11 protein-coding genes are annotated in these 10601 nt (G+C 50.9%); 7 read left to right on the top strand and 4 right to left on the bottom strand.

Annotation, left to right across the window (positions count from 1 at the left end):
• The 3 genes from M7F93_RS09745 to M7F93_RS09735 form a co-directional block, all read left to right on the top strand.
• Nucleotides 1–247: Crp/Fnr family transcriptional regulator (locus tag M7F93_RS09745; protein ID WP_298172638.1), on the top strand; the 247-nt coding region annotated here is incomplete at its 5' end.
• A 115-nt stretch (nucleotides 248–362) separates the two neighbouring features.
• Nucleotides 363–764, top strand: a complete 402-nt coding sequence (locus tag M7F93_RS09740; RefSeq protein WP_298172636.1) for a hypothetical protein — start codon at nucleotides 363–365, stop codon at nucleotides 762–764.
• Nucleotides 761–2254: an ATPase domain-containing protein gene (locus tag M7F93_RS09735; protein ID WP_298172633.1), complete on the top strand. Its 1494-nt coding sequence runs from the start codon at nucleotides 761–763 to the stop codon at nucleotides 2252–2254. Before M7F93_RS09740 ends, M7F93_RS09735 begins: the two co-directional genes overlap by 4 nt.
• A gap of 114 nt (nucleotides 2255–2368) precedes the next feature.
• On the opposite strand, the gene M7F93_RS09730 is transcribed toward M7F93_RS09735, so the two are convergent.
• From M7F93_RS09730 to M7F93_RS09715, 4 genes are all read right to left on the bottom strand, one after another.
• A complete protein-coding gene (locus M7F93_RS09730; RefSeq protein ID WP_298172630.1) occupies nucleotides 2369–4078 on the bottom strand; it encodes a putative bifunctional diguanylate cyclase/phosphodiesterase in 1710 nt (569 codons plus the stop codon).
• Nucleotides 4065–5561 carry an ATPase domain-containing protein gene (locus M7F93_RS09725; RefSeq protein WP_298172627.1) on the bottom strand — a complete coding sequence of 499 codons (1497 nt, stop codon included), beginning with the start codon at nucleotides 5559–5561 and terminating at the stop codon, nucleotides 4065–4067. Before M7F93_RS09725 ends, M7F93_RS09730 begins: the two co-directional genes overlap by 14 nt.
• Nucleotides 5551–5961, bottom strand: coding sequence for a hypothetical protein (locus tag M7F93_RS09720; protein ID WP_298172624.1), 411 nt, complete (start codon nucleotides 5959–5961; stop codon nucleotides 5551–5553). The genes M7F93_RS09725 and M7F93_RS09720 overlap by 11 nt, the downstream gene beginning before the upstream one ends.
• 550 nt (nucleotides 5962–6511) lie before the next feature.
• Nucleotides 6512–6859: a hypothetical protein gene (locus tag M7F93_RS09715; protein WP_298172621.1), complete on the bottom strand. Its 348-nt coding sequence runs from the start codon at nucleotides 6857–6859 to the stop codon at nucleotides 6512–6514.
• Between the two features lie 305 nt (nucleotides 6860–7164).
• Here M7F93_RS09715 and M7F93_RS09710 point away from each other — a divergent pair, with 305 nt between their 5' ends.
• The 4 genes from M7F93_RS09710 to M7F93_RS09695 all read left to right on the top strand — a co-directional run.
• Nucleotides 7165–7425 (top strand): EexN family lipoprotein, encoded by a 261-nt coding sequence (locus tag M7F93_RS09710; protein ID WP_298172618.1) that lies wholly within the window; start codon nucleotides 7165–7167, stop codon nucleotides 7423–7425.
• Between the two features lie 43 nt (nucleotides 7426–7468).
• The gene (locus M7F93_RS09705) at nucleotides 7469–7735 is read left to right on the top strand and encodes a hypothetical protein (protein WP_298172616.1); all 267 of its coding nucleotides are present in this window, start codon (nucleotides 7469–7471) and stop codon (nucleotides 7733–7735) included.
• 649 nt (nucleotides 7736–8384) lie between these two features.
• Nucleotides 8385–9362, top strand: coding sequence for a UTP--glucose-1-phosphate uridylyltransferase GalU (gene galU / locus M7F93_RS09700; protein ID WP_298172611.1), 978 nt, complete (start codon nucleotides 8385–8387; stop codon nucleotides 9360–9362).
• 41 nt (nucleotides 9363–9403) lie between these two features.
• The coding region (locus M7F93_RS09695; protein WP_298172609.1) for a glycosyltransferase family 2 protein at nucleotides 9404–10601 on the top strand (1198 nt) is incomplete at its 3' end.

Below are 10601 nucleotides of genomic sequence, written 5' to 3'. Positions count from 1 at the left end.
GAGCCTTGACCGCCTGCCATTCAATCGTTTGGTAATGACTCAGCAACTGATCGCAAACATGCTCGGAGTGCGCCGTGAGAGCGTCTCGGTAGTTGCTGGCAAACTGCAAGAAATGGGTTTAATCGACTACCGGCGGGGCCGCATAACCGTAATCGATCGCCTGGGACTCGAGGAGCGAGCCTGCGAGTGCTACGCCGCGGTGAAAAAAGAGACCGACCGCCTGCTTTCTGATATATGCCTTCCGTAGCAGGATATTGCCAGATTCCTTACATATGTCTGTCTCGACAGTATCTGATCCGTACTTCAGATGCGGGTCTTTTGAGGTGCAATCTGAAGGCAAATCGTCACGGAGATGAAGCAGTTTGATAAGCCATCAAGAAATAAACAAATACATGGAGCAATATCCAGACGAGCAAGTCGTTGAAGTCGCCATGCACTTATGGGTAAAGATGTCTGTGGAGATTGTCACCATTGTCGGACAGGATGGATTTAATGCGCTCTATAAAAGAAGTGTATTCCTCGCAGAGGCCACGTCTCCATGGCAGGGAAATGACCCAAAAAAAATACAAAACTACGATATAATGATATTATTAAAACAATCAGTTGGAGTACAGACACCCATACAGATCAGAAGCACTAATTGCCTGTTGCTGACTACCTTTATAAGTATTCTGTCTGCATTGATCGGTGATCAGTTAACGACTCGCATTTTAGATGTAGCATGGGAAGGTACCGCGATCAATCAGGTTAGGGGTAAAATGTGATCGATAAAGTAAATATACGCCAGTTACCAACTGGAGTGCCCGGACTGGATGATTTGTTGGGTGGCGGGCTGCCGGAATTTTCTTTTAACCTGATAGCCGGAGTGCCTGGTGGCGGGAAAACAACACTTGCACATCAAATCATGTTTACCCAGGCCAGCCCGACCAACCGGGCACTCTTCTTTACCGTGCTGGGTGAGCCGGCCTTGAAGATGCTGCGCTATCAACAACAGTTCACCTTTTTTGACATCAGCAAGGTGAACACGTCCATCCGCTATATCAATTTATCTCAAGACCTGTTGCAAGGAAATTTCGACAAGGTATTAACTCGCATCATTGAAGAAGTAAAAGCTTTTACGCCCAGCCTGGTATTCGTGGATTCTTTTCGGTCGGTGGCGCAATTAGGCAAACGGGGTCCGCGTCGACTGCCCGATATGCAACGCTTCTTGCAACAGCTCGGCATGGAAATGACGAGTTGGCAGGCCACCACCTTCCTCATCGGGGAGTATACCTTGCCCGCCGCAGACGCTAGCCCGATATTCACCGTAGCCGATGGGATTATCTGGCTTACCCAAAATATATATCGCGATACCATGGTGCGCAAGATTCAGGTCATAAAAATGCGCGGGCAAGCACAGCAAAGCGGATTTCATACTTACCGTATTCAGGATGATGGGCTTCATGTTTTCCCGCGTGCCATAGCCAACGATAGTGGTACTACGGCACCAGTGGCAGAAACCTCCGGTGGAGCAAAACGTATTACGATGGGCATACCCGGACTGGATGTAATGCTCGGCGGGGGGTTGCCATCGAGTTATGCGCTACTCGTGGTAGGACCCTCTGGATCCGGAAAAACTATAATGGCTACGGAATTTCTCGCCGAAGGCGTGCGCAGAGGCGAACCCGGCGTGATTGCGGCATTTGAAAAAAGTCCCAGCCAGTTGTTGAGCAAAAAGCTGTACATGCTCATCAAAACTGGGGGTGTTGGGGTCATTGACGCCCATTCTCTCAGTTTGTCGATAGACGAAACACTACACAATCTGATAACCGCCATTCAGCGCATACAGGCGAAACGAGTCGTTCTTGACTCCTTGTCTGGTTTTGAATTGGTTCTGGCCCCCGAGTTTCACGAGAATCTCCGAGAATCCTTATATCGTATGATTGCCGTTCTTACCGGCATGGGGGTCACGGTGCTGATGACCTCTGAACTGGAGGATCGCTATACCGACTTGCGCTTTAGTCCATTCGGCAGCGCTTTTCTCGCTGACGCCATTATCATGCAACGCTATATCGAAATTGCGGGCAGTTTTAAGCGGGTGTTATCGGTCGCAAAAGTGCGCGGCAGTGCGCACAGTAAAGAGCTTAGGTTGTTTGACATTACCGATGACGGCATTGTTCTCGGTGCGCCGTTATCGGGGTATTCCGGCATATTGTCAGACCGACCGAGGCTCGACGCCCTGCCCTGCATATCAAGGGAAGACGGGCACATATGAAGAACCAACGGTGACCAGGACCGTTCCATGCGTATGCCCAGGGATAGACAAATTCAACGCAAGCACGCCTGAAATTCATGAAAACGTCATTGCCTGGATATATATAGACGTGCTTCAGCATACCCCCGCAGACGCTGGACTCATGGGTATAACTCCTGAAGACAATAATGCCGCGAATTCACCGGCCGCCACTGGATGCGAGAAATAGTAGCCTTGCCCTTCATCGCAATGGAGCGCCAGCAGCAAAGCATACTGCTCTGCCGTCTCGACACCCTCCGCAATGGTGCGCTTCCTGAGGTTTATACCCAGACTGATCACTGCACTGACGATGGCGGCACTGTCCTTATTGCTGATCATCTGGCCCACAAACGACCGATCAATTTTTAGCGCATCAGTGGGATACTGCTTCAGATAACTGAGGCTGGAAAAACCAGTGCCAAAGTCATCGATGGCGAGCTTGACCCCCATATCTACCAGCGCACGTAATGCAGAATTTGTATCTTCCGTGTCACGCATGAGGACGGTTTCGGTCATCTCGAGTTCCAGCAAGTGCGGGGGCAAGCCCGTTTCCACGAGCGTCGCACGGATGTTTTCAATGAAATCCTTGGCACGGAACTCGTGTGCGGAGGTATTGATGGCGATGGTAACCGGCGGCAAGCCCATTTGGTTCCAGGCTTGGGCCTGCCTGCAGGCCTCGTGCAGTACCCAGCGGCCCATCGGCAGAATCAAGCCACAGTCTTCGGCGACGGGCACGAATTGCTCTGGTGACAGGAGCCCGCGTTCGGGATGTTGCCAGCGAATAAGGGCCTCGACACCGACGATCTTGCCGGTGAGAAGGTGAACGACGGGCTGGTAGTACAGGACAAACTCCTGCCGTTCCAATGCCAGACGCAACTCGGCTTCAATGGATTGTCGCTCGACGACCCGCATGTTCATCTCATGTTTGTAGAATTTATACTTATTACGGCCTCTTTCCTTGGCATGGTACATGGCGATGTCTGCGCATTTGATCAGCGTTTCTGTATCCTGACCGTCGTCGGGATACACGCTGATACCGATGCTCACGCTGATGTGGAGTTTGTGTGGCCCGATATGATGCGGCCGCATCTGCGCGGCCAGCATCTTTTCCGCAGAAATCGCGGCGTCCTTTGCGTGTTCAACATTGGGAAGCAGCACCACGAATTCATCCCCGCCCTGGCGGCTAATGGTATCTGAGTGCCGTAGAGAATCCTGCAACCGTTGTGCCACCGACTGCAGCAACTGATCGCCCACATCATGCCCCAGGGAGTCGTTGATGTATTTAAATCGATCCAGATCCAAAAACATCACGGCGAGAGGTCTTTCCTGGCGCCGCGCCACCTCAATCGCCTGACCGAGTCGATCTTGCAGCAGCATCCGGTTGGGTAGCCCGGTGAGCCCATCGTGATAGGCAGCGTATTTCATCTGCTCGCGTGCGGCTTGGACTTGTTCGGTCAGTTCGTGGGCTTCCAGGGTGGCGATGACCAGGTGCGCGTTAGCTTTCTGCAGGAGAGTCAGGTGCTCGTCCGTTGCGATTTTGAGATGTTCTTTGGAGCGACTGTCCTGTTCACGCGTGGTAACCGAGCACTCGCGGGCAAGGATCACCTCCTCGCGTTTACCCACTACGTCCTCGCGCCGCTGAGCAACGTCTTCACGGTGGTAAACCGTCGCTTCCCGCGCCGTGACCACGTTTTCCCGGCCTTGAATAACCATTTCTTCATGGATGGACATCCCGTCCGGACCCGATGCGTTGGATTGCGCGGGATCAGTTCGATCCACAATGTCACCCGGGTTATGACGGGTCATCTTTGCTCGCTCTCATCGGAGTACCCGGCTTGGCGTCAAATCTCGGTCGTCCAGACAAAATTCCAGAATAGCACTTTAACGGCTGACCAATGATGATGCCGTCATCGGTGATTTCAAATAATCTGATTTCCTTGCTGTGCCCGCTGCCCCGTACCTTGGCGACGGAAAGTACCCGTTTAAAATTTCCTTCCATTTCGACGTAGCGCTGCACAATAATGGCATCGGCGAGAAAAGCGCTGCCAAACGGACTAAAGCGCAAATCGGTATAACGATCTTCCAGTTCGGAGGTCATCAACACCGTGACACCCATGCCCGTAAGCACTGCGACCATTCTATAGAGCGCGCTCCGAAAGTCTTCATGGAATTCCGGTGCCAGCACGAGTTCAAAGCCAGACAAGGAATCAATAACCACCCGTTTGGCCTGTAGGCGTTCAATCGCTTTGATCAACTCATGCAAAGTTTCATCAATCGACAAGCTTAAGGAGTGCGCATCGATCATCCCCACCTGACCCGCCGTAACCAACGTATATAGGGCTTTGTTGAGGAGTTGGCTGGGATGCTTTTCAAACGCGGCGATGACGCCGGGCTCCCCCCTGCGCACGCCTTCGGCCAGGAACTCCGTAGACAATATGGTTTTTCCGGATCCAGTGGGTCCTACCACGAGTAAGGCGTAGCCCGTCGGTAAGCCACCGCCGAGCATCTCATCCAGTTTGGGTATACCCATCGCGATGCGTTTTCCCCCACCCGGCACTTTAATGGCCTCTATGGTGTTGGTCTGCACCATAGCGCGCGGATAAATCTGGATGCCGTCGTCGTCAATACGGAAAGTATGCAATCCGGAGTGTTGAGACTGTCCACGCATTTTAACCACTTGCAGTTTACGCACCATGGTGTCGCGGTGCAGGCTTTGCGTCAGCCAGAGAATCCCATCAGCCACGGTAAAGATCGGGCTGGAATCAGCCTCTGTGGCGCCGTATTCACCAATTAAAAAAGTGGTTGCCTGCCAACTGGTCATTTCCATGGCCAGTCGTTGCAAGAACCGCTGCATATCGGACAGTCCAGAATGGGCCTGCTTGCCTGACCGTACCACCGACCGGAACGAATCCACAAAAACGAGGCCCGGAACATATTGCTGGACCTCGTTAACGATGCGCGTCAATACCTTATCAAAATCCCCCTGCAGCAGATCCTGGGACAGATTGACGTAGCGAACGGAATCATTCACTTTGTCGATCTCAAAAAACGAGAATTGCTGCTGATAGCGCAGCATCTTCAGTGCCGGCTCACCCAGCACGGTAAAGAAGAGTACCCGGTTGGTGGGGCTTGCCTGCGTGAACATGATCTGATGCGCCAGTGTGGTTTTGCCGCCCCCAGGGCATCCTGCAATCAGATTAAAAGAGTACTCCGGCAGGCCACCGCCCAGCAGGTCATCCAGTCCAGGCACCCCGGTTGGAAGCTTCCGTATGCGGATTTTATGATTCAAAGTGATCTCCCATAATGGCTTCCACAATTTCTCCACCAAAAGCATCATGTAAAATGCGCGCCGTTAACTGATCACCCACCAACCGGCACAGGATGTCTGAAAAAGTAGTCAGCAATAAGCTGCTTGCCGCTCTGATCTCTGCGGGTGGCTGTACTACAAACGAAGTTTTTATTAGTACGAGCATATCATCATCCTGAAGTGTCATCACGCTGGCTGCCAACCAAGGGAACGTTGGCGCGGTGAGTGACAAGCTTCTCGCGTAGAGTGCATTGAACCCATCTTTACCGATAATCCTAACAATGGCTGCAGCTACCTTTTCCAACAGCGAAAAGGCTATTTCTGCAGTTTCTTCATCCGGATATTTCTCCAGGAAGATTTTTATTTTTCGCGGTTTCAACAAGGCTTCAGGCCTCCGTAACATTTTTTATATATTGAAATCATAACTCCCCATTTATCGTGTTATGAACGCAATATATAAAAACGTGCATCATGGCGTTCATCACCGATTCTCAAAAACCGTGACCATGCCTAGTAAGGATGTCGCATGCGGGCTAGGCATGTTGCATGGATCTGCCTGATTCGCAGACCACCACCCATCCCAAGTGGCATCGCAATCCGTTCCAGTTGGGGGAAAAGAACTGCTGCGTGTGCATCATCTGACGGCAGTGCCGCAAGCTGCAGTGCTGGCGAGGATCATGCGCGTAAGACATGAGCGACTCCCGTAAATAACTCCGACGAAGTAGAGATTATAGTACTTTTTTATGTCCGGGCCAGCCCTTATGCATCTCCCTTGTCCGGAAGCGGTATCGCCTCGGTGGGCGGGCATGGCCCGCTTGGCGTCAGTTACCCTACCAGTCGGCCGTTTCCACCCACGCACACTTTCAAACCAGACTGTAAAATGGGCGACCGGCCATCCACAGATAAGAATTAGGCGACTTTGACAGCCCAAGCTAATTGCTCAAGGTCGAAGAGAAAATCTCAATGGGTAACATTTGTGGCATGGCTCCCGCATGGTGCAATTTGGTTTTTGCCATCATGTTCACATAGCGCGCAATCGTTTCTATGGATAATGTTTCCACCTCACAACAGCGAACGGTAATCCAGCACCCTGCTTTATGGGCATTTCCAAGATGGAGGCACAACTGGTCAAAAACGCTGCGAGGAACCCGAACCATCAAAGGCTTGCCGGAGGCTGTAGTAAACTCCATGGTAACGGAAGGCGGAGCAGGAAAATGAGCGCGCTGGCCAACATCAGGCAGCAGCCGTTGGTAACGCTGTGCATCTTGAATATGAGACATGATAAACCGACCTCATTAGGAAATATGGTGAATGGTAAACCAGGTGCGACATGTCTTCTGTGCTTTGCATCACATAGGATAAACCACTGTAAACCGCCGAACGCTGACAGAATGGCAAGGCCTGCCATATGTAACCTAGCGAACAGACGGGGATAGCTTTGAGCTTTAATCTCTAGGCAAGAATCGAAAGGGTGTTACGCTGCCATGAACCTATGAATCAATCACACCCCAAATCGGGCGGCTTTTGAAACGCAGGACGACTGCAGTCCAATAAAATAGAAAAACAGAAGAGGCAGGAGATTTACATGATGAAGAAACTGGCACTTCCCGTTGTGCTTTTTACTTTGGCAGGCTGCTCCTCGATAGATCAAGGTCCGCAAGGTGAGCATAATGTTTCCTGGTATCTGCACCATCAGAAAAAGATGACGCAGGAGGTTACCTGGTGCAAGAACAGCGCCGATCGTAGTGGCCTCGACTCCTGTCAGAATGCCAATAAGGCACAAGACAAGGCACTGGCCTACAACGCAAATAAGACCCTACACAGTTTGGGTAAAAAATTGTCCTGATTCCGGGCATGTCCATAGTTTGGTAAATTACAAGGAGACTCTTATGAATACATCCAGATCGATTAAATCCCTCATGGTGGTTTCGGCCTTCATGGTGCCCCTGGCCCTGGCTGGCTGCGCTGGTGGCCCCAGCGCGGAGGCGGAGGCTGCACAAGCCAGTGCCAAAGCGGCCCAGATAACGGCGAATCAGGCGCTGGCCAAAGCCGATGCCCTGCAAAGCACCCAGAATGAGGCGATTCGCCGCGCCGATATTGCACAGCACACGGCGAATCAGGCGGTCCGCTCGGCGAACCATGATAATGGCAATTGATTTAGTGTAATCAATATGGGGCCGGTAATGTCAGATACCTTTTCTTTCATCGGGATAACCGGTCCCAAATTATGTCGCTGCAGCCACAACGTACGAAAAGAATTTGGCATGAGCACAATAATGGTATGACTCAAGAGACAGCATAAGCGGTATCCGAGCGAGGATTGCCTCTTCAGCTACCGGAGTTGCTCTGACTGACCGGTCGTTGCTGCGAGAGGGAACTTTGCCAGAAGGCCCTACACTGAAGCCTCCATCGGTATCAGAATTGGCAAGCACTTAACTTGCACACAGTCTTCACGAAGAAGACCACATACAATCTATCTGCTGCACCAATATATTCACTTTACCCACCATGCTACCCCCGCATGGCTGCCACCTTATTTGGCAATACGTAATCTTCGTCGCCACACTCCCAATTTGCCGAATCATAAAGCGGTAGCATATGTGCCCTACCGAACAGACGGCTCGCCATAAACATCTTACGATAGCCTATAGGTCGAGCCTATCAGCAATCGACTAAGGCGTTACTGTTGCATGCAGTTCTGACGTGGCATTGTAGTTTGGAGAGAATTTGTAACTCTTAAAAATGAATAGATTCTGTGAATTGGTAGGCAGCATTGGTTAAAAATCGGTCACTTAGGAGTTTACTATGAAAATCTCATCCCGCCATTCGTCTAAGAATGCCCCTGAATCAGTTAGCACGGCCGTTTTCCCTGTCGCCGGAATGGGGACAAGGTTCCTGCCAGCGACAAAAGCAACTGCCAAAGAAATGATGCCGATTGTAGATAAACCGCTGATTCAATATGCTGTAGAGGAAGCGTTAGAGGCTGGATGTGACAGGTTGGTTTTTATCAGTGGCCGTGGCAAACGTGCGATTGCAGACCACTTCGACGTTGCCTTTGAACTGGAGCATGAGCTAGAGCGTCGCGGAAAACAGGAACTGCTCGACGAAGTAAGAAATATTGTACCGCGCGGCGTCAGCACCATCTTTCTTCGACAACCTCACCCATTGGGATTAGGCGATGCAGTCCTGATGGCCCGCGATGTCGTTGGTGATCATCCCTTCGCCGTACTGCTCGCGGATGATTTGATCTTGTCCAAGAAACCCGTTCTTGCACAGATGATAGAGCAGTATGACCGCTATCATGCGGCAATTCTGGCCATTCAACGGGTACCTCACGAAGAAACCAATAAGTACGGCATTATTCGGTGCTGGCCGTGGGAAAATAAAATCCACCAGGTATCGGGTATCATAGAGAAGCCCCACCCCGATGCAGCACCATCTGATCTCGGGGTAGTCGGCAGATACATTTTACCTGCCAAAATATTTGAATATCTGGAGGATTTACCTGCAGGGTGTGGCGGCGAGATTCAGCTCACCGATGGGATTGCCGCCCTGTTACGTGAACGTCAGGTTCTTGGCTACGAATTTGAAGGTCGCCGCTTCGATTGTGGTGACAAGCTCGGATATCTACAGGCCACGGTCGAGTTTGGTTTGCGTCATGCGGGTGTTGGCAAACCATTTGCGGAGTATCTGCACCAACTTGCAACAGATGGAATATGCTCGTACGTTGCCGACCAGTCTGTTCCATTCCCGACACGCCAAAATAAGTCGCGAGTCGCGTGATAATCTCCCCCTATCTATAACAGATGAAGAAGGAGCAAAGCATGTCGAGCCATAAAGTTTTAAATTATTTATCAAACACCATGATAACGATCACTATTATTGTTGCTTTAATAGTCGTGTGGTTATCGGCAGCCAGCCCCGTTTCGACAATGGCTGAAGCATACCTTGGTGGCTTCATGCTTGCCGTCATGATCAGCATACTGCTTATTGGTCGTAAGCTGAAGTTCCGCGAACCTTGGGTTACTCCATTGCGCATCGTCAGTATCTTTTTCGCCATCTTCCTGACCGTGCGTTATTTGGTGTGGCGTGTGGAATTTACCATTGGTGGTTTTGGACTTATCAGCCTGATTGCAGGACTGACGCTTTTTGCTGCCGAACTTTACTCCGCAGGATTTGCCTTTCTGGGTTATTTTGTGAATTTATATCCACGCCACCGTACCCCAGTGCCATTGCCTGCTGACGAATCCTTGCTTCCAACGGTGGATATTGTTGTGCCAACATATAATGAGCCCGCTGACCTCCTTGAAGTCACACTGCTTGGCGCATTGAATATCACTTTTCCTACGGACAAGGCGCACATCCATTTGCTCGATGACGGAGGTACAGATGATAGATGCAATAAGCCTCTCATAGCTGAACAGTCCCTGGCACGCCGCCAGGCACTGCAGGAATTATGCCTTAAATTGGGCGTGACCTATCACACCCGCGTACACAATGATCATGCCAAGGCGGGCAATATCAACGCCGCCCTTCATAATCTTAGTGGTGAGCTCATGGTTATCCTGGACGCGGATCATGTACCTACCAGAGATTTTCTGACCAAGACGGTAGGATTTTTCCTTCAAGATAAAAAATGCTTTCTCGTACAGACTCCGCATAGTTTTATTAACGCTGATCCTATTGAGAAAAATCTGGGAATATTTCATGATTCACCACCTGAAACAGAACTTTTTCACAACGTCATTCAAACCGGCCTGGATGGCTGGAATGCGTCTTTCTTTTGCGGATCTGCCGCAGTCATGCGCCGCAGCATGCTGCTGGAAGTCGGTGGTATTCAGGGCGACACCATTACGGAGGATGCCGAAACCGCGATGATTCTGCATGCCAAGGGATATCACAGTGTTTTTCTGAATGAGTCACTCAGCATCGGTCTGCAACCGGAAACCGTTATGAGTTTTATTGCACAGCGGGTACGCTGGGCTCAGGGTGCGTTGCAATTGCTGCATTTCAAAAACCCCC

The sequence above is a fragment of the Acidithiobacillus sp. genome (genome assembly GCF_027322205.1).
Lineage (GTDB): Bacteria > Pseudomonadota > Gammaproteobacteria > Acidithiobacillales > Acidithiobacillaceae > Acidithiobacillus.
This window is presented reverse-complemented; position numbering and strand designations above follow the sequence as displayed.

Excerpts from the sequence above, each read along its gene's own strand:
- galU (WP_298172611.1), top strand. The coding sequence starts at position 8,385 with ATGAAAATCTCATCCCGCCATTCGTCTAAGAATGCCCCTGAATCAGTT.
- M7F93_RS09715 (WP_298172621.1), bottom strand. The coding sequence starts at position 6,859 with ATGTCTCATATTCAAGATGCACAGCGTTACCAACGGCTGCTGCCTGAT.
- M7F93_RS09730 (WP_298172630.1), bottom strand. The coding sequence starts at position 4,078 with ATGACCCGTCATAACCCGGGTGACATTGTGGATCGAACTGATCCCGCG.
- M7F93_RS09705 (WP_298172616.1), top strand. The coding sequence starts at position 7,469 with ATGAATACATCCAGATCGATTAAATCCCTCATGGTGGTTTCGGCCTTC.
- M7F93_RS09710 (WP_298172618.1), top strand. The coding sequence starts at position 7,165 with ATGATGAAGAAACTGGCACTTCCCGTTGTGCTTTTTACTTTGGCAGGC.